Genomic DNA, 18,640 nt, shown 5'->3' with positions numbered 1-18,640 from the left:
CCACCGTGACGGCGACAGGCGCTGGCCGCCGGACCTATCCCGCCTCCCGCGAGGCCGACGTGGTCCTCCGCGACGGCTCCACCGTCCACGTCCGGCCCATCCGCCCCGACGACGAGGAGCGCCTCCTGGCCTTCTTCCGCGGGCTGTCTCGGGATTCGCGGGCCCTCCGCTTCTTCTCCGCCACCAGCGACTACTTCCTCGCGGCGGAGGCGAAGCGGGAGGTCGCCGTGGACTACGTGCGCACCTTCGGGCTGGTCGCCATGATCGGCCCGGAGGAGCGGATCGTCGGCCATGCCCTCTACGTGGGAAAGGATGGGGATCGGGCCGAGGTGGCCTTTGCCGTCGCCGACGAGTACCAGGGGCGGGGACTGGGCACCATCCTCCTCGGTCACCTGGCCGAGGCCGCCGGGGCGAACGGGGTCCGGATCTTCGAGGCGGAGATGATCCCGGAGAACCACCGGATGCTCGATGTCTTCCGGGAATCCGGCTTCCCCGTCGAGGTCCGGGCCGGCGAGGGACGGCTGCACGCCACCTTCCCGACCTCCCTGACGGAGGAGGCGCGCGAGCACTTCGAGCAGCGCGACCGGATCGCCGCGGCGGGCGCGCTGAGGATCTTCTTCGCGCCCCGCGCCGTCGCGGTAATCGGGGCGTCGCGCCAGCGGGGGACGATCGGGGGCGAGCTCTTCCACAACCTCCTCCGCTTCGGTTTCGCGGGGCCCGTCTATCCGGTGAACCCCGCCGCGGAGGTCGTGCAGTGCGTGCCCGCGTATCCGAGCGTGGAGGCGATCCCGGGACCGGTGGACCTCGCGGTCATCGCGGTGCCGGCCGGTCGGGTCTTCCAGGCCGCGGAGGGGTGCGGGCGGAAGGGGGTCCGGGCGCTCGTGGTGATCTCCTCCGGCTTCGCGGAGACGGGGGCGGAAGGACGGGCGCGGCAGGCGGAACTGGTGCGGCTCTGCCGGGCGACCGGGATGCGCCTCATCGGGCCGAACTGCCTGGGGATCGTGAACACCGATCCCGCCGTCCGCCTCAACGCGACTTTTGCCCCGGAGGCGCCGCCGGCCGGCCGGGTCGGCTTCCTGTCCCAGAGCGGGGCCCTGGGGCTCGCGATCATGGAGTACGCCAGGGCGCTCGGCCTGGGGCTCTCCACCTTCGTCTCCGTCGGGAACAAGGCCGACATCTCTGCCAACGACTTCCTCTGCTACTGGGAGGCGGATCCCCGCACCGATGTGATCCTGCTCTACCTCGAATCCTTCGGCAACCCGCGGAAGTTCTCCCGGATCGCCCGGCGCGTGGCCCGGGTGAAGCCGATCGTCGCCGTCAAGAGCGGCCGCTCGCCGGCCGGGGTCCGGGCCACCTCCTCCCACACGGGCGCGCTGCTCGCAGCCTCCGACGTCACGGCGGACGCCCTGTTCCGGCAGGCCGGGGTGATCCGGACCGACACCCTGGAGGAGATGTTCGACGTGGCCTCTCTCCTCGCGCACCAGCCGCTGCCGAAGGGCCGCCGCGTCGGCATCATCACGAACGCGGGTGGGCCGGCGATCCTGTGCGCGGACGCCTGCGAGGGGGAGGGGCTGGAGGTCCCCGTCCTCGAGGAGGAGACCCAGGCCCGGCTCCGCCGCCTCCTGCCTCCGGAGGCGAGCGTGGGCAATCCCGTGGACATGATCGCCTCGGCGACGGGCGAGCACTACGGGGAGACGTTGCGCATCGTTGCTGCCGACCCGAGCGTGGACGCGCTCATCGTCATCTTCATCCAGCCGCTCACCACCCGGGCGGAGGACGCGGCCCGGGCGATCCTCGACGCGATGGGGGCGCTCGGGGGCAGCAAGCCGGTGCTGACCGTCTTCATGTCGGCGCGCGGGTTCCCGGAGGTCCTGCAGACGGCGCAGCTGCGCGTGCCGTCCTACGCCTTCCCCGAGGCGGCCGCCATCGCGTTAGCCCGCGCCGCCCGGTACGGCGAGTGGCGCGAGCGGCCCGCGAGCGCTCCGCCCCACCTGGAAGGCCTCCGGCGCGACGAGGCCGCGGCGCTCGTGGCGGCGGCGCTGCAGCGCGGAGAGGGGTGGCTCACGCCGGACGAGGTGGCCGGACTCCTTGGCTGCTACGGGCTCCCCGCGGTTCCCCAGCGCGTCGTGGGGACTCCCGAGGAGGCGGGGGAGGCGGCACGGGAGATCGGCGGGAAGGTGGCGCTGAAGGCCATCGCCCCCGGGCTCGTGCACAAGACCGACCTCGGAGGCGTCGGCCTCAACCTCGAGGGCCCGGAGGAGGTCCGGCGGGCTGCGGAGGGGATGGGGGCCCTTCTGGCCTCCAAGGGGCACCCGCTGACGGGCTTCCTGGTCCAGCGGATGGTCCCGGAAGGGGTGGAGATGCTCGTGGGGGTCGTCCACGATCCCCAGTTCGGTCCGGTGGTTGCCTGTGGCGCGGGGGGCGTCCTGGTCGAGCTCCTCCGGGACGTGTCGGTCCGCCTCGCCCCCCTCACGTCGGAGGATGCGTCGGAGATGATCCGGAGCCTGAAGACGGTCTCCCTCCTCACCGGGTTCCGGGGGGCGCCGCCGGGGGATATCCAGGCCCTGGAGGACGCGCTGCTCCGGGTGAGCGCGCTGGCCGATGATCTACCCCAGGTCGCCGAACTGGATTTGAACCCGATCCGGATCCACCCGAAGGGCGCCGCCATCGTGGATGCCCGGGTCCGGGCGAAGCCCTTCGAGGTCCCGCCGCTTTTCGCCAGGGACGGGTAGTTTGTAAGACCGTTCCTCTCGGTCCCGCGGGAGCCAGCGAACGCCGGGGGTCCGGGCCGGGTGGCCATCCGGAGCTCCAGTCGGTGGACACCGGGTGGCATGCCGGCAGAACCCGTTTGCCGAGGGCTATCCTGGTGGGAGAAGCAGGTGACCAGCAGCACCGAGTGCACCCAGGTGGGGCGGGAGTGTCCCAGGTGGTGCCGTGTTTCCCCAGGTGGTCCTGCCACGGTCGCTTCCCCCGGGCCCCTGTTCCCATCTCAAGGAGTGTGTTTTTAGCGAGTTGGAGCGGGGTGGGGCGAAGGGCAGGGCTGGCAGCATTCTTGCCTAGGTTTGCCTGGACGGAGGCTTTGATGCCGCGAGGAAGGATCGGACCGGTGATGGCTCTCGTCGCGGTCGCAGTGACTGCGGGACTGGGGATCTGCCTGTTGGATGCGAATGACATCGCCTCGGGGGACCTTTGCCTCTCCTCCTTCGCCACAGCGAGCAATTTTCTCCTCGCGATCCCGCTGGCCATGACGGGCCGCTTCAGACCCGGGTTTGTGCTAGCTTACCACCGCTATCTTCCGGATCTGCCCGCCCCACCCCCCAAAGCCTGATCCCCTCCCTTGCGTGGGCGCCCCGCCTGGAGTCTGGCGGGGATGCAGCGGACGACCGCGTAAAGTAAGGAGTCTCATAGTGCGCGCATTGATTCGAAGAGAACTCGCCTTGGTAATGCTAGCCCTCTGGACGGCGGGGAGTTCGGAGGCCGAGGAGGGGTGGACGAAACAGGACCGCCAGGGGCCCGTCTCGGTTGCCATCACGCTGACGGCGCCCGCGGAGGCAGGAGCTCCGGTCAAGGCCAAGGTCGTGCTCGACACGCACTCGGTCCCTCTCGACGGGATCAAGTTCGAAGAGGCGGTCGTCCTGCGTACGCCTGATGGCACCGACATTGCCCCGACAGCCGTCGAGCAGGCGACCGGGAGCGGCCACCACCGAGAGGCCGTCCTGCTCTTCCCATCCCTTGCGCCTGCGGGAGAGGTCCGGCTTATTGTCAAGAATGTCGGCGGCGTGGCGGAGCGCAGCTTCTCCTGGGAGCTGCCGCCCGCGCGCTAGGGGGGACCGTCCCATGCACGGCGAAGCCATCGCCTACGGCTACGGCTTCTGGTCGCTGGTGGTTGTGAACGCAGCGCTCTTCGTCCTGTTGGCCCTGTCCTTCCTGGCGCCGGTCCAGCGGCGCGAGTGGCGCTCCCTGGGGATCTTCACCGCGTTCGTCGTGGCGCTGTTCACGGAGATGTACGGGTTCCCGCTCACCATCTACCTCCTGACCGCGTTCCTCGGGAGCCGCTACCCGGCGCTGAACCCCTTCTCGCACGCCTCGGGACACCTCTGGGTCACCTGGCTCGGGGGCGGGGCCTGGATGTCGGTTCTGATCCACTTCATCTCGAACACGCTCATGGGAGGTGGGCTGCTCCTCATGTGGGCCGGGTGGCGGAGGATCCACCAGGGCCGGGGGGAGCTTGTTACCGATGGCGTCTACGCCTGGGTGCGCCACCCCCAGTACGCCGGGTTGTTCCTGATCACGGTCGGCATGCTGGTGCAGTGGCCTACGATCGTCACTGTCGCGACGTGGCCGGTCCTGCTCACGGTCTACTCCCGCCTCGCGCGCCGCGAGGAGCGGGAGGCAGAAGCCCAGTACGGTGAGGCGTACCGGACGTATCGGGAACGGGTGCCGATGTTCGTCCCCCGCCTCGGGCCCGCGGCTGAACCCCGCTGGAGCGAGCGATGAGTCGGCCGGATGGCAGCAGCCGGCGAAACCCGTGGTCTCCTATGAAACGCAGGGAGTCGAAAAGGTCCCCGTGAAGGGGGAATTACGATGGAAGAGTTCTTCAGAAACTACGGGGTCTGGATTCTCCTGGGCGTTGTTTTCTTCGCTTTGCACCGGTTCGGAATGGGGTGCGGTGGCGGCCATCGGCACGGCTCGCGGCGCGATGAGGAGCCCGCCAAGCGGGACGAGAGGAAGGAGTCCGTCCATTCGGGCCATTGAGAGGAAGCCCATGGAGTGGAGTGGGGGTGGGTGCTGAGCGTGGGGCGGTAACCCGGAGCATGAAACTGGCTCCGTTCTCGGGAGGCCTATCATGACAAAGGATCTGGTTTGCGGGATGAATGTGGATGAGAAGAAGGCCGCAGCGACAGCGGTCTACGGTGGCAAGACCTACTATTTCTGCTCGGCGGCCTGCAAGGCGACCTTTGAGAAGGCGCCGGCCAAGTACGTTAAGGCCTGAGCGGGAGGGTGCGATGGCAGGAATCAGGCAGCGGGTGATGGTTTTTGTGGCGGCGTGGTTCGCCCCCGGGACGGCATTGGCCCAGGAGCGGCCCTACGAGTGGTGGTGGGGGGGACACCCGATGGGGTGGATGTGGGGCGCCTGGGGGATCGGGATGATGCTGGTCATGCTGGCGTTCTGGGGGTTGGTGATCGTGGGGGTCGTGCTCGGCATCCGCTGGCTGGTGAGCCAGGGGAAGGGGTCGCGGTCCGATTCGGCGCTCGATATCCTCCGCCAGCGGTACGCGCGCGGCGAGGTGAATAAGGACGAGTTTGAGGCAAAGAAGCGGGATCTGAGCTAATCCCCTACCGAGAGGAGAACGAAGATGAACGTTCGGAAGACGGTGATTGTCGCGGTGGTGGCGGCGCTGGCGGTGGCCCCGGTGTTTGCGCTGGCCCAGGTGAGTCCGGGTCGGGAAATGGGGCCGGGGACGCGCGGCGGGATGGGCCCTGGCGGCGGCCCCATGATGCAGATGCAGGGGATGATGCAGCAGATGCAGGGCATGATGCAGCAGATGGCGGAGATGATGCAGGGCGGCCAGATGGCCCCGGAGCAGATGAAGCGGATGGGCGAGCTCATGGGCCAGATGAGCGGGATGATGAGCGGGATGCAGGGCATGATGGGCGGCACGGGCCCAGGGGGAGGCGGGCAGCAGCAGATGATGGGGCAGATGTCCCAGATGATGCAGCAGATGGCCGAGATGCAGAAGCGCATGGCGGAGATGATGGGGGCGCCCCAGCCAGAGAAGAAGTAGGGCGGCTGTAGTGCGGGGCGACGCGGGACCGCCTTCCCGGCCGGGCCGGCCTCATTGCGTGGTTGCGGCCGGCCCGAGGGAGCGGTGATGAGCCAATTGCTACAACCGGTTGGGAAGGGGCAGACACCAGCACTGGACGGTCAGACGGGGAGGGTGAGGTCATGCATCCGCTCAACTGGAAACTGATGATGTGGTCGTTCGGGCTCTTCGCCGCCGCGATCTTCGTGAGCTGCGTGGTGTACGGACTGCTGGTTCCCAAGGAATTCCATGCAGCTCAGCTTCTGGAGATGGTGCTCCCCGGCTTCGGGTGGCTGAGCGTCGGGAGCTTCCTGCTGGGCCTCGGGGAGAGCTTCCTTTACGGTGCCTACACGGGGCTCATCTTTGTGCCCATCTACAACTTCGTCCTCCGGCGGTGTGCATGACCAAGGTTCCGAGGAGGAAGGGCCCGCCGTGATAAGGGGGCTGGTCTGCCGGATCTCGCTGGAGGAGGAAGAGCCCAAGGGGTGGCCAGGGTTCAGGAGAGGATCCCCTTCTGTCTGAGGAGCTTGGATCCGCCTTCGTCAACCTCGGACAGGACCACTCCCGGCGGCGGGATTTGGCTCCCCGCGCCTACCTCCAGGAGTAGAGCGAGGCGATGCTCCGACTTCCGGATCGTCTGCGTTTCCTGCAGCAGCAAGCTTCCGCAAGGGACCGCGAAGGCGCCCTCCCGCAGCCGCCGCTACGATGATGCGGGAGGAGAAAGCCCGAAGGGAGCCGTCGAAGTCATGGTGCGCCGAATCGGGGCGGAGGGGACCCTATGAGTGGCGAGCCGTTGGCCGAATCGTTCTATGCTTATCTCGCCCTGAGCTCAGCGCTCGTCGCCGTCTGGCTCATCCTCTATGCGCTCAGAACCAACATCCGCCAGGAGATGGTCCGGGTCAGCCTCGGGACCATGTTTCTCGGGCTGACCGAGCCGCTCTTCGTCCCCGAGTACTGGAACCCGCCGACGCTCTGGGACCTGGCCCGAAGGACGGGATTCGACCTGGAGAGCCTGCTCTTCTCCTTCGCCATCGGGGGGATCGCGTTTGCCGCCTATAACGTCCTCTTCCGGGTGGCACCGTCCGAGAGCATGGCCCACGAGCGAGGCCATCCCCGGCACCGGTATCACGTGCTCGCCATTCTCTCGGCCCCTGCGCTGTTCGTGATCCTCGCGGCGCTCACGAGTCTCAACCCGATCTATGCGGCGGCGATCGGCCTGGTGGGCGGGTTCCTCGCGACCCTCTACTGCCGGCCCGATCTCTGGCTCAAGATGGTCGTGAGCGGGGTGTTGTTCTTCCTCCTCTACTTCATCGTCTTCGCCTTCTTCAACCTCGCGTTCCCGGGCTACGTCGCGGCGGTCTGGAACCTGAAGGCGGTCTCGGGGTTCCTGGCGTGGGGCGTGCCCCTGGAAGAACTGATGTTCGCCTTTACGTTTGGACTCTATTGGTCGAGCATGTACGAACACGTCACCTGGCGACGGAACCGCTTCCTCGGGCCTGTGTCGGAAACACCGCATGCTGCTGCCACAAGGAGCGAACCGTGAAGGTGGCGGAGAAGACGCGATGATTCCCAATCCCGCAGCGCCAGAGAGGCGAGCATGGTGGAGAGCAGGTGCGAGCTTGTGTCGTGCGATTGCGGTAAACCCGCACGGAGGGCGTGAAACGACGGGTGGCGATCCTGGTGGTGGTAGGCGTTCTGCTGGCTAGCGGACCGCGAGACCGTAACTGCAGGAGGCCATAATGCTGTACGTGGTCGAGACAAGCAAGGATGTGGACACGGCGGCACGGGACCTCGAGGCGGCGGTGAAGCGGAACAAGTTCGGGGTTCTCCACGTGCACAACCTTCAGCAGACGCTGAAGGACAAAGGGGTTGATTTCCCGAACGCCTGCAAGATCCTCGAGGTGTGTAATCCTCAGCGGGCGATGGAGGTCCTCACGCGAAACATGGGCGTGAACATGGCGCTCCCTTGCCGGATTTCCGTGTACCGGGAGAAGGGCAAGACGAAAATCGGCATGGTCCGGCCTACCGCCCTCCTGGCCCTCTTCCCCGGCAGCGAAGCCCTGAAGGGCGTCGCTGAGGAGGTGGAGCGCGAAACCATCAAAATGATCGATGAGGCAAAGTAGGCGGGGAGGAGGACGCGATGGAGGAGAAGGGCTTTACGCTCACCCTTGAGCTTGAGAAAGGCTACGAGTTTCGGGTAGACTTCCACCAGCCCGGGATCCCCTCCCTGCTCATGGATGAGCCGCCTCCGCTGGGGGAGGACCACGGTCCGAATGCCTCCAGGATCCTGGCGGCGGCGGTGGGGAACTGTCTCAGCGCCAGCGCGCTCTTCTGCCTCCGCAAGGCCCGGATCCCCGTGATGGGGATGCGGACCACCGTTCAGGCGTCTTTCCTGCGGAACCCGCAGGGGCGGCTCCGGATTGGCGGGATCGAGGTGAAGATCCAGCCCGAGGTCGCCCCGGAGGATCGGGACCGGATGGGCCGCTGTATGGAGCTCTTCGAGGAGTTTTGCGTGGTGACGCAGAGCGTGCGGCACGGAATCGAGGTGAGGATCGACGTGCAGCCCGCCTCGGCCTAAGCGGCGAGGGAGCAGGAGGTCATGCTGTCGGAGCGGGATCGGCGGGGGATTCAGGATCGTCTGAAGCAAATGGAGGGCCCCGTCAAGCTGGTGAACTTCACCCAGGAGCTGGAGTGCCCGACCTGCCGGGAGACGGGGCAGCTCCTCCAGGAACTGAGCGGGCTGTCGGAGAAGCTCTCCCTCGAGGTCTACAACTTTCAGCTCGACAAGCAGCAGGTCTCCCAGTACCAGATCGACAAGATCCCGGCGACGGTGGTCGCGGGGGTGAAGGACTACGGCATCCGCTTCTACGGGCTGCCCGCGGGGTACGAGTTCGCCACGCTGCTGGAGGACATCCTGGCCGTCTCCCGTGGGAAGTCGGCGTTGAGCCCGGCCACGATCGAGCGGCTCCGGACCCTCGACCGGCCCCTGCACCTCCAGGTCTTCGTGACTCCCACCTGACCCTACTGCCCGGCCGCGGTGCGGCTGGCGCACGCCTTTGCGCTGGAGAGCGACCTGATCCGGGCCGACATGGTGGAGGCCACGGAGTTCCCCCATCTCGTGCAACGGTACGGCGTGCGGGGCGTCCCCAGGACGGTGGTGAACGAGGCCGGGTTCATCGACGGCGCCCTGCCTGAGGAGGCCTATCTGGCCCGCGTGCTGGAGGGTGCGGGCCGGTCACACAACTCTCAGTGAGGAGGGAGAAGATGGCCTGGTTGCGAAAACAGGAGTGGCCCTGGTGGCAGACGGGCCTGCTGCTCGGGCTGCTCAACACGGCCGCCTTCTATACGGCCGACTACTACCTCTCCGTTTCGACTACGTTCTCCCGGGCCGCGGGGATGGTGGTGGGGATCGCCGCGCCTGCCCACGTGGCGGCGAACCCCTACTGGCAGATGGTCAAACCAATCGTGGACTGGCAGTTCATGCTGGTCCTTGGGATTCCGATCGGGGCCTACCTGGCCGCCCGCCTGAGCCAGCGGGCGGTCACGTTCAGCACGCAGCTCCCGGAGGTCTGGGTGAACCGGTTCGGGACGAGCCCGGCGCGCCGGTGGACGCTGGGAATTCTCGGTGGGGTACTCGTCGGCTTCGGCGCCCGGCTGGCAGACGGCTGAACGAGCGGGCACGGGCTCAGTGGGGGCCTGCAGCTCGCGGTGAGTAGCTGGATCTTCCTCGCCGCCATGATGGTCTCCGGGATCATCGCGGGGCGGCTCATCTTCCGGAGGGCATAGCCATGGGACCACTGGAGATCACGGGCACGGCCCGGCTTCTCCTGGGGCTCGGCACCGGGATCCTCTTCGGGTTCATCCTGCAGAAGGGGCAGGTGACCAAGTACCAGAAGATCGTGGCCTTCTTCCGCCTCACCGACCTGACCGTCCTCAAGGTGATGATCGGGGGCATCCTGGCGGGGATGGTGGGGGTCTACCTGCTCTACGACCTGGGGCTCGTGCGCCTGCACATCAAGCCGATCCTCCTCGGCGCGAACATCCTCGGGGGCCTCATCTTCGGCGTCGGGATGCTCCTCCTCGGGTTCTGACCCGGCACCTGCGCCGGCGCCTTCGGGGAAGGGCGCATGGACGGGTTGTTCCGGGGCATCCTGGGGATCCTCCTGGGCGCCGGGCTCTATTCAGAAGTCTACCCCCTCATCCAGGGGAACCTGGTCACGGTCGGCGCCTACGGGAAGCTGACCTTTCCGGCGCTCGCGGGGGTGAATCACTGGACGGTGATCCTCCCCCTGGGCATCCTCGGTGGGGGGTTTCTCCTCTGGCTCGACCGGAAGGGGGTGTGAGTTGCGCAGGAGCGGTCGCCAGGGCCATGCTGTCCTGACGGTGGAGGGAACCGGCCCACCCTCACCTACCAGCACCGGCCGGGGGAGGAGTTTGCCGTCCACCGGGTCGTGCGGCGAGTGACGTTCCGCAAGTAGCCGCATCCGCGCCCTTGGCCTGGCCGGCCCGCGTTCCGATCTGGGCGGAGCCGCTCGGTCCCGGGTCCTGGCGAGGGGCCACCACAGGGGTGCCCCGACGGCAGGGGCCAGGGGGTCCCACCCGGGGCGCCCGTGTCCCAGCGCGGGCGCGCGGGCTCTTCCTAACCGGCTGAATTCTCATGGCGCCGCGCTGGCATCCCGGTTGCTCTCCGACCCCGGCGGGCCCTGCCTCCTCGCATCCGCCCGTGCGTGACCTTACCGGGGTGAGCCAGGTGGAGGGACCGGAGGGAAGCATATGGATCGGCGGCGGCTGCGACGGATCGTGAAGGGGCTCCTGCTGGCCGGAGGGCTCGTGGCCCTGGCCGGCGCCGGGGCGCTCTTCCTGCTCCGCCCGACACCGGTCACCGTGGCGGAAGTGGCCCTCCGTGAGATCGCTCCGGCGGTCCAGGGCGTGGGGACGGTCGAGGCGAAGGTCGTCGTCCAGGTCGGGGCGAAGATCACCGGGCGGGTCGTGGCCGTCCTGGTTGACCAGGGGGACACGGTGCGGCCCGGCCAAGTTCTGGCCCGCCTGCAAGATGCGGAGCACGTCGCCCAGGTCGAGCAGGCGGAGGCGACCCTCCGGCGGGCGCGCCTCGGCGTCGCCGCCCAGGAGGCTGCGTTGCGGAAGGCCCGAGCGGCCCTGGAGGCGGCCGCGGCGGCCGTCTCCCGCGTTCGGGCGACCGAGTCCCTGGCTCGCGTTAACGCGGAGCGCTGGCGCCAGCTCCACGCGGAGGGTGGGGTGGCGCGGGCGGACATGGACGCCCGGGTCACGGAGGCCGCCGCCGCTGCCGATGAGCTGAAGAACGCGGAGGCCCAGCGCGAGGCGGCCGTCGCGGAGGTGGCGGTGCTCCAGGCTGCCCTCGATATGGTGGAGCACGACATCCGGGCCGCGGAGGCGGCGCTGGCCACGGCCCGGGCACGGCAGGCCGACACTGTGGTCGTCAGTCCCCTCGACGGGTATGTGGTCAGCCGGGACCTGGAACCGGGCGCCACAGTGAATCCCGGGACCCCCATCCTCAAGATCGCTGACCCGCGCACGGCCTGGGTGACCGTGAACGTGGACGAGCGGGAAACTGGCGGCATCGCCGTCGGCGATCCCGCGGAGATCGCGCTCCGCTCCCTGGCCGGCCGGACGCTCCGCGGCCGCATCGCGAGGATCCGGCGCGAAAGTGACCGGGTCACCGAGCAGCTGGCGGTGGATCTGACCTTCGAGGAGCGGCCGCCGCGGCTGATCCTCGGGGAGCAGGCCGAGGCCACGATCCGGCCCGGGGCCACGAGACGGGTGGTGGCCCTCCCCCTGGCCGCCCTCGTGCGGACGCCCGATGGGCCCGGCGCCTGGACGGTTGTGGATGGCCGCCTCCGCTTCCGGGCGGCGCGGCTAGGGGTGGCCGACCCGGCCGGGTGGATCGAGGTGGTGGAGGGGTTCCACCCGGGCGAGCAGGTCGTGGTCGCGCCCGGCCGCCTGGCCGACCCGGCGAACGAGGGGCGGCGCGTCGTGGCGACCTCGCGGGACGGGAGAACGGCCGGAGCGGGGGAGCGGCCGTGAACCTTGCCATCCGGGACATCCAATACCGCCTGGGCCGCTTCCTCCTGACCGCGCTCGGCCTTGGCCTCCTGCTGGCCACCGTCATGGCGATGGGTGGTATCTACCGAGGGATGGTGGAGGACGCGCTCAGCATCGTGCGGACCCCGGGTGCCGATCTGTGGGTTGTCCAGAAGGACACCAATGGCCCCTTCGCTGAGACCTCGCGCATCCCGGAGGACGTCTACCGGATCATCCGCGCTGTTCCCGGCGTTCGGGAGGCCAGCCCGATCGCCTTCCAGTCGCTCCAGCTCCGGGTGGGGCCGAAGCTGTTCCGGGTGCAGCTCGTCGGCCACCGGCCCGGGGGCCTGGGAGCGCCCCCCGCGGTGGTGGCCGGCCGGCCGATCGTCCGCAGCCGGTACGAGATGCTGATTGACCGGAAGGCCGGCATCCCGCTGGGGACCGAGATCGAGATCGGCCGGATGACGTTGACCGTCGTCGGCCTGACCGAAGGGATCGTGTCGAACGCGGGCGACCCCGCTGCCTTTGTCTCGCTTCAGGATGCCCAGGAAATCCAGTTCCTGAAGGCCGACGAGGCCATCCGGAACGACCGGGCCCGGCTGGAGGCGGACCTTCATGCGGTGCCGGCCCTCGCCACGGTCCCCGCCCCGGCGCTCGCGCCGATCCTCCAGGACACCCATCTGGCCAACGCCATCCTGGTGCGGCTGGAGCCCTGGGCTGACCCGGGGGAGGTGACGCAGCGGATCGAGCGCTGGAATCACTACCGGGCCATGACCACGGCGGAGCAGGAGGAGGTGCTGGCCAAGAGCGTCATCGAGCGGGCGCGCCAGCAGATCCTGCTCTTCCGGATCATCCTGCTGGCGGTCTCGACCGTCATCATCGCGCTCATTATCTACACGATGACGATGGAGAAGACCCGGGACATCGCCACCCTCAAGGTCATCGGAGCCCCGGACTGGAAGATCGGCAGCCTCATCCTTCAGGAGTCCCTCACGCTGGGCCTGCTGGGGTTCGGGCTGGGGGCGATCCTCATCGGGCTCGCCGCCGACTACTTCCCCCGGCGCGTCGCCATCTTGCCGTTCGATCAGTACATCCTGCTGGGGATCGTGGTGGGGATCTGCGTCCTCGCGAGCGTGCTCGGGATCCGCCGAGCCCTGAGCGTGGACCCGACCACAGCCCTGGGCGGGGGCGCGTGATGCCGGCGATCGTCGCGGACGGCCTCACGAAGGTCTTCGGCCGGAGGGAGACCGAGGTCATTGCGCTCCGGGACGCCAGCATCGCTGTCGAGCCGGGGGAGCTGGTGGCCCTGATGGGGCCCAGTGGATCCGGGAAAACGACCCTGCTCCGGGCGATCTCGCTGATCGACCCGCCGACCCGGGGGCACATCACCATCGCCGGGAATCCGGTCTACGACGACCAGCGGGTCCTCACCGACGACCGGCGCCTACGGCGGGAGCGGATGGGGATCATCTTCCAGGCCTACAATCTGATTCCCTTTCTCACGGCCGTGGAGAACGTGGCCCTGGTCCTCTCCCTGAACGGCGTGCCAGCGCGCGAGGCGGTCCGGCGGGCGCGAGAGCTGCTGGAGCGCCTGGGCCTCGGCCACCGGGCCGACATTCACCCCGCCACCCTGTCCGGCGGGGAACAGCAGCGGCTGGCCGTCGCCCGCGCTGTGGTCAACGACCCGGCGGTGCTCCTCGCGGACGAGCCGACCGCCTCCCTGGATACGGAGCGAGGCACGGCGGTAATGGAGTTGCTGCGGCGGCTGGGACGGGAGCGCCGGGCTGCGGTGATCGTCGTGACCCACGACGAGCGGATGATCGAGGGGTTTGACCGCGTGTACCACATGATCGACGGCCGGATTACCGCTGGCCGGTGAACCCGGGCAAGGGAGGGAGGAGATCATGGACAAGACGAAGCTGCTCGAGGGACTGAACCGGGACCTGGCGGACGAGCTGGGGACGGTCTGCCGGTACATCCAGCAGGCGGCCATGGCCGTCGGCCTGGCGGGGCACGAGGTCCGGGAGTTCGTGAAGGCGGAGGTCACCGACGAGGTGAACCACGCCCTCTTCCTGGCGGACAAGATCGTGGCCCTGGGGGGGACGCCGGCGGTCAAGCCGGCCCCCTTCAAGGAGCTGAAGGACCCGACGGCGATGCTGAAGCACGACCTGGAGCTGGAGCGACAGGCGATCAAAAGTTACACCGAGCGGGCCGGCCAGGCCGAGGCCGCGGGGGAGATCGGCCTGAAGGTCCGGCTGGAGGAGATCCTTTCCGACGAGACCGACCACGCCGAGGAGATCGTGCGGCTGCTCGGCGGTCGCGGCGCCGACTAGCGGGGGCGACCGGCGGGGCCGCCGGGAGGAGCGGTCATGGAGGAGAACGAGCATCCCAAGGGTGCCCTGCTCTTCATGCTGATCTACCTGCTGCTGCTCGCGGGGCTCTGGCTCAACGCGTATCTCCGGCTCTGGGGGGGGTGAGGGGTGATGAGACGTCCGGGCACCGTCTACCTGTACGAGCTCGCCTGGATCTTGCCGAGCATCGCCATTCCGGTCGGGATGCTCGCCGCGCTCATCGTGACGGCCTTTGGCGCGGGGATCCACGTCCCCGGGGAGGAGGGGCGGGTGGAGCCGGCGCAACTCGCCACCACGGCCCCCTTCGACCAACCGGGGGTCGTGGAGGTCGCGCCCGGGCGGTACGAGGTCCGAATGGTGGCCGGCATCTGGTCCTTCGCGCCCAGCGAAATCCGTGTGCCCGCCGGCTCCACGGTCACCTTCGTGGCGACGAGCCGGGACGTGGTGCACGGGCTCTTCATCCCCCGGGCCAATGTCAACGTGATGCTCCTCCCCGGCCAGGTGTCCCGGGTCACGGCCCGCTTCACCCGGCCTGGGGAGTACCCGTTCCTCTGCCACGAGTACTGCGGGATCGCCCATCACACCATGTGGGGCAAGGTCGTCGTCGAGCCGCGGTCGTGAGGCCGCGGGCGGACGGAGCGGAGCCATGATGACCTCTGACAACCGCCTGGCGGGGGCCTACCTGGCCGTCGCGCTCGTCGCCCTGTTCGGCGGCGTGGTGACCGGGCTGTTTCAGGCCCTCGAGCACGCCGGCCTCGACCTCTATCCCCGGCTCGCGCCGGTCATCCAGTCCTACTACCACGGCCTGAGCCTCCACGGGGTCCTGAACGTCCTGGTCTGGACGACCTTCTTCATCTGCGGGTTCCTGCCGTTTATGACCGCCCGGGCGCTCGGGATGCCCCTGGTGGGCCGGCCGCTCGCCTGGGCAACTTTCTGGCTCATGACCGGGGGGCTCGTCCTCGCCGCGGTCCCCCTGGTGGGGAACGCGGCAACGGTCCTCTTCACCTTCTACCCCCCCATGCGGGCCCACTGGGCTTTCTACGTCGGGCTGACGGTGGTCGTCGTCGGCACCTGGTTGGTCACCCTGAACCTGGTCCTCACCTACCGGGCCTGGCGGGCGAAAAACCCCGGGACGCGGACTCCCCTGGCGGCCTTCATGTCGCTGGTGACCTTTGCCATGTGGACGATCGCCTCCCTGGGGTTGGCGGCCGAGATGGCTTTCATGTTGATCCCGTGGTCCCTGGGGCTCCTCGGCGGGACCGACGCGCTCTTGGCGCGGGTCCTCTTCTGGTTCACCGGGCACCCGATCGTCTACTTCTGGCTGCTCCCGGCCTACGTCTCGTGGTACACGCTCGTCCCGCGGCAGGCGGGGGGCCGCCTCTTCAGCGACCCGCTGGCCCGGGTGTCGTTCATCCTGTTCCTCGTCCTCTCGACGCCGCTCGGCTTCCACCACCAGTTCACGGACCCGGGCATCCACCAGGGGTGGAAGCTTCTCCACGCCTTCCTCACCTTCGTGGTCTTCTTCCCGAGTCTCCTCACCTTCTTCAACGTGGTGGCGTCCCTGGAGAGCGGCGCGCGGGCGCGGGGCGGGAAGGGCTGGGTCGCCTGGTTCGGGAAGCTCCCCTGGGGCGACCCCTCGCTGGCGGCGCAGGTCCTGGCGATGCTGCTCTTCACCTTCGGCGGCGTGGGCGGGCTCATCAACGCCTCCTTCAACGTCAACCTGGTCGTGCACAACACCGCCTGGATCCCGGGGCACCTCCACCTGACGGTGGGCACCGCCGTCACCTTGACCTTCATGGGCATCACCTACTGGCTGGTCCCGGTCCTGTGCGGCCGCGCCCTCTGGAGCCGGCGGCTGGCCCTGGCCCAGGCGTGGCTCTGGTTCGGCGGCATGGTGGTTTTCTCCAACGCCCTGCACCGCCTCGGGCTGATGGGGGCCCCGCGCCGCACCATGCTCGGCGCCGCCCCCTATCTGCAGCCCGAGTGGAAAGCGGTGCTCCCCCTGGTGGGGATCGGCGGGACCATCCTCTTCGTGAGCGCCCTGCTGTACTTCCTCAACCTCGCGCTGACGCTCGTGGCCTCGCGCGAGCCGGCGCCCGCCATGCCCGCGTTCGCGGAGGCGCTCTCCGGCCCGGAGCATGCGCCGGCGATCCTCGACCGGTGGCGCCCGTGGCTCGCCCTCGCCGCACTGCTCATCGCGATCGCCTACGGCCCCGTGCTCGTCCGCCTGGTGGCCGCGACGCCGCTCACCACGCCGGGCTTCCGGGTGTGGTGAGCGGGCCGGTGGATGACGGGCCGGCAGCGGAGCCAGCGGGGCCGGTGCAGGGGGAGGGTCCCACGACCGGGGGCCGCTTTGAGCTGCGCAAGCGCTACTTCGGGATCCTGGCGGGGCCGGTCGCATTCCTCCTTGTGTTGCTCTGGCCGCTGGCAGGCCTCAGCCGGGAGGCCCATCTCCTGGCGGCGGTCTTCGCCTGGGCGATCGTGTACTGGGTCACCGAGGCCGTGCCCGTCGCGGTGACCGCCATCCTCGCCTCGGTCCTCTCCATCGCCGCCGGCATCGCCCCGGCGCGGACCGTGCTGGCCGCGTACGGGGATCCGATCCTTTTCCTGTTCATCGGGAGCTTCATCCTCGCCGAGGCGATGCACGGGAGCGGCCTCGACCGGCGCCTCGCGTTCGCGTTGCTGCGCTACCCCTGGGCGACCCGCACGCCGGGGCGCCTCCTGGCCACGATCGGGGTGGTCACCTGGTCGGTGTCGCTGTGGGTGAGCAACACGGCGACGACGGCGATGATGCTGCCCGTCGGGGTCGGCATCCTCCGGGGCCTCGGGGCGGTCGGCGATCCGGTGCGGAGCCGGTTCCCGATCGGCTTCCTGCTGATGCTCACCTGGTCGTCCTCCGTCGCCGTCGGCATCCCGGTCGGGTCGCCGCCGAACCTGATCGCCCTCGCCATGATCCGGAACCTGACCGACCGCCATCTCTCCTTCTTCGACTGGGTGGTTCTCACCATGCCGCTCGCGGCCCTGATGCTCCTCCTCTGCTGGGTGGTCCTGCGGCGCCTGTATGGGGAGGCGGGCGGGGCCGGGACCGACCTCTCCCGGTACGTGGCCGAGGAGCGCCGGCGCCTGGGAGGGTGGAGCCGCGCGGAGATCAACGTCGCCTGCGTCTTCCTCCTGGTCTGTCTCCTCTGGATGCTGCCGGGAGCGGTCGCGCTGTTCTCCTCCCCGGAGGCGCCGATCCCCCGCTTCTTCGAGACGCACCTGCCGGAGGCGGGGGTTGCGCTGCTGGGGGCGGTTCTTCTCTTCATGCTTCCGACCGATCTGCGCCGGGGGGAGTTCACCCTCACGTGGGGGCAGGCCGCCCGGATCGATTGGGGGACGATCCTGTTGTTCGGTGGCGGCCTCGCCCTTGGCCGGCTCATGTTCGACACGGGGCTCGCCGAGAGTGTCGGGAAGGGGCTGATCCGGATCTCGGGGGCCGAAAGCCTCTGGGCCTTGACGGCCGTCGCCATCGGGACGGCCGTGGTCCTCTCGGAGGCCTCCTCGAACACCGCGTCGGCGAGCATGGTCATCCCGGTGATGATCGCGGTCGCCGAGAGCAGCGGGGTCAGTCCGATCCCCCCGGCGGTGGGCGCGGCCCTCGGCGCGAGCTTCGGCTTCATGCTGCCGGTCTCGACCCCGCCGAACGCGATCGTCTACGGCTCGGGCCTCGTCCCCCTCAGGGAGATGATCCGGTCGGGCATCTGGCTCGACGTGAGCGGTGCCGTCCTCATCTGGGTCGGCCTACGGGTCATCTGCCCTCTCTTCGGGGTCCTGTAGCCGGCACCCTGGCCTCCGTCCTTTCCTTCCCACGTCGCCATCGCCATCCGGACCGCGCCGATCGGTTCCCCTCCCGGAGCCTCACCGGCCTCGAGGCGTGCGGCCGCAGTGCCCGAAAGGGGTGGGAGCGTCCCAACCGGGGCAGCGGTGCCCCACCCGGACCGCGGGAGCGGTCCGTAACGCCCGGAATTTCCGCGCCGACGCGCTGGCATCCGTGTTGCTCTTCGGCTCGAGCCAGGGAGGGGCAGCCGGTGGGTATCCGCACGCGGAGCCTCCGGCTGCCGGTGCCGAAGGGGAGCACAACCCCGGTCAGAGTGGAGGTGGGGGAGGAGGAAGCGAGATGCCACGAGTCATGAAGGCCTTCGTGATGAAGCGTGTGGGCGAAGTGGGGATTGTGGAGAAGCCGATTCCCGAACCGGGTCCCAACGATGCCCTCGTGAAGACCACGGCGGCGCTCATCTGCACGTCGGATACGCATACGGTGGCGGGGGCGATCGGGGAGCGCAAGGATCTTACGCTGGGCCATGAGGCCGTCGGCGTCGTCGCCAAGCTCGGCAGCGAGGTCACAGGATTCAGGGAGGGGGACCGGGTTGCCGTCAATGCCATCAC

General features: G+C 69.0%; 23 protein-coding genes and 1 pseudogene. All 24 read left to right on the top strand.

All coding sequences use genetic code 11. From position 1 onward, the window contains the following. Positions 1–5 precede the first annotated feature (5 nt). On the top strand, positions 6–2,732 hold the full coding sequence (locus VGT06_08520) for a GNAT family N-acetyltransferase (GenBank protein ID HEV8663166.1): 2,727 nt from the start codon (positions 6–8) through the stop codon (positions 2,730–2,732). Positions 2,733–3,407: 675 nt separating this feature from the next. Next, the gene (locus VGT06_08515; protein ID HEV8663165.1) at positions 3,408–3,824 is read left to right on the top strand and encodes a hypothetical protein; all 417 of its coding nucleotides are present in this window, start codon (positions 3,408–3,410) and stop codon (positions 3,822–3,824) included. Positions 3,825–3,837: 13 nt separating this feature from the next. Beyond that, positions 3,838–4,497 (top strand): isoprenylcysteine carboxylmethyltransferase family protein, encoded by a 660-nt coding sequence (locus tag VGT06_08510; protein HEV8663164.1) that lies wholly within the window; start codon positions 3,838–3,840, stop codon positions 4,495–4,497. A gap of 87 nt (positions 4,498–4,584) precedes the next feature. After that, positions 4,585–4,755: a hypothetical protein gene (locus tag VGT06_08505; protein ID HEV8663163.1), complete on the top strand. Its 171-nt coding sequence runs from the start codon at positions 4,585–4,587 to the stop codon at positions 4,753–4,755. A gap of 91 nt (positions 4,756–4,846) precedes the next feature. Then, a complete protein-coding gene (locus VGT06_08500) occupies positions 4,847–4,993 on the top strand; it encodes a YHS domain-containing protein (protein HEV8663162.1) in 147 nt (48 codons plus the stop codon). A gap of 13 nt (positions 4,994–5,006) precedes the next feature. Then, positions 5,007–5,333 (top strand): SHOCT domain-containing protein, encoded by a 327-nt coding sequence (locus VGT06_08495; GenBank protein HEV8663161.1) that lies wholly within the window; start codon positions 5,007–5,009, stop codon positions 5,331–5,333. Between the two features lie 24 nt (positions 5,334–5,357). Beyond that, positions 5,358–5,786: a hypothetical protein gene (locus VGT06_08490; GenBank protein ID HEV8663160.1), complete on the top strand. Its 429-nt coding sequence runs from the start codon at positions 5,358–5,360 to the stop codon at positions 5,784–5,786. 161 nt (positions 5,787–5,947) lie between these two features. Beyond that, positions 5,948–6,208 (top strand): DUF5676 family membrane protein, encoded by a 261-nt coding sequence (locus VGT06_08485; GenBank protein HEV8663159.1) that lies wholly within the window; start codon positions 5,948–5,950, stop codon positions 6,206–6,208. A gap of 374 nt (positions 6,209–6,582) precedes the next feature. Further along, the gene (locus VGT06_08480) at positions 6,583–7,347 is read left to right on the top strand and encodes a lycopene cyclase domain-containing protein (protein ID HEV8663158.1); all 765 of its coding nucleotides are present in this window, start codon (positions 6,583–6,585) and stop codon (positions 7,345–7,347) included. Positions 7,348–7,543: 196 nt separating this feature from the next. Continuing rightward, positions 7,544–7,927, top strand: coding sequence for a DUF302 domain-containing protein (locus tag VGT06_08475; protein HEV8663157.1), 384 nt, complete (start codon positions 7,544–7,546; stop codon positions 7,925–7,927). Between the two features lie 17 nt (positions 7,928–7,944). Then, positions 7,945–8,382 carry an OsmC family protein gene (locus VGT06_08470; protein ID HEV8663156.1) on the top strand — a complete coding sequence of 146 codons (438 nt, stop codon included), beginning with the start codon at positions 7,945–7,947 and terminating at the stop codon, positions 8,380–8,382. Between the two features lie 21 nt (positions 8,383–8,403). Next, positions 8,404–8,823: a hypothetical protein gene (locus VGT06_08465; GenBank protein ID HEV8663155.1), complete on the top strand. Its 420-nt coding sequence runs from the start codon at positions 8,404–8,406 to the stop codon at positions 8,821–8,823. Positions 8,824–8,835: 12 nt separating this feature from the next. Continuing rightward, positions 8,836–9,057, top strand: a pseudogene (locus VGT06_08460) (thioredoxin family protein). 11 nt (positions 9,058–9,068) lie between these two features. Next, on the top strand, positions 9,069–9,473 hold the full coding sequence (locus VGT06_08455) for a YeeE/YedE thiosulfate transporter family protein (protein HEV8663154.1): 405 nt from the start codon (positions 9,069–9,071) through the stop codon (positions 9,471–9,473). A gap of 119 nt (positions 9,474–9,592) precedes the next feature. Next, the gene (locus VGT06_08450; GenBank protein ID HEV8663153.1) at positions 9,593–9,895 is read left to right on the top strand and encodes a YeeE/YedE thiosulfate transporter family protein; all 303 of its coding nucleotides are present in this window, start codon (positions 9,593–9,595) and stop codon (positions 9,893–9,895) included. A gap of 36 nt (positions 9,896–9,931) precedes the next feature. Continuing rightward, on the top strand, positions 9,932–10,147 hold the full coding sequence (locus tag VGT06_08445; GenBank protein HEV8663152.1) for a hypothetical protein: 216 nt from the start codon (positions 9,932–9,934) through the stop codon (positions 10,145–10,147). 430 nt (positions 10,148–10,577) lie between these two features. Next, positions 10,578–11,867 (top strand): efflux RND transporter periplasmic adaptor subunit, encoded by a 1,290-nt coding sequence (locus VGT06_08440; protein HEV8663151.1) that lies wholly within the window; start codon positions 10,578–10,580, stop codon positions 11,865–11,867. Next, a complete protein-coding gene (locus VGT06_08435; GenBank protein ID HEV8663150.1) occupies positions 11,864–13,060 on the top strand; it encodes an ABC transporter permease in 1,197 nt (398 codons plus the stop codon). The genes VGT06_08440 and VGT06_08435 overlap by 4 nt, the downstream gene beginning before the upstream one ends. Continuing rightward, positions 13,060–13,743: an ABC transporter ATP-binding protein gene (locus tag VGT06_08430; GenBank protein HEV8663149.1), complete on the top strand. Its 684-nt coding sequence runs from the start codon at positions 13,060–13,062 to the stop codon at positions 13,741–13,743. The genes VGT06_08435 and VGT06_08430 overlap by 1 nt, the downstream gene beginning before the upstream one ends. Positions 13,744–13,768: 25 nt before the next feature. Continuing rightward, complete coding sequence (locus VGT06_08425) at positions 13,769–14,197, top strand: ferritin-like domain-containing protein (GenBank protein ID HEV8663148.1); 429 nt, start codon at positions 13,769–13,771, stop codon at positions 14,195–14,197. 150 nt (positions 14,198–14,347) lie between these two features. After that, positions 14,348–14,836, top strand: coding sequence for a cytochrome c oxidase subunit II (locus VGT06_08420; protein ID HEV8663147.1), 489 nt, complete (start codon positions 14,348–14,350; stop codon positions 14,834–14,836). A gap of 25 nt (positions 14,837–14,861) precedes the next feature. Further along, positions 14,862–16,490: a cbb3-type cytochrome c oxidase subunit I gene (locus VGT06_08415; protein ID HEV8663146.1), complete on the top strand. Its 1,629-nt coding sequence runs from the start codon at positions 14,862–14,864 to the stop codon at positions 16,488–16,490. Then, positions 16,487–18,031 carry a DASS family sodium-coupled anion symporter gene (locus tag VGT06_08410; protein ID HEV8663145.1) on the top strand — a complete coding sequence of 515 codons (1,545 nt, stop codon included), beginning with the start codon at positions 16,487–16,489 and terminating at the stop codon, positions 18,029–18,031. The genes VGT06_08415 and VGT06_08410 overlap by 4 nt, the downstream gene beginning before the upstream one ends. A gap of 340 nt (positions 18,032–18,371) precedes the next feature. Continuing rightward, positions 18,372–18,640, top strand: a 269-nt coding sequence (locus VGT06_08405) for an alcohol dehydrogenase catalytic domain-containing protein (protein HEV8663144.1), incomplete at its 3' end; no start/stop codon positions are given.

Origin of the sequence: Candidatus Methylomirabilis sp. (genome assembly GCA_036000645.1) — a bacterium.
Taxonomy (GTDB): domain Bacteria; phylum Methylomirabilota; class Methylomirabilia; order Methylomirabilales; family JACPAU01; genus JACPAU01.
This window is presented reverse-complemented; position numbering and strand designations above follow the sequence as displayed.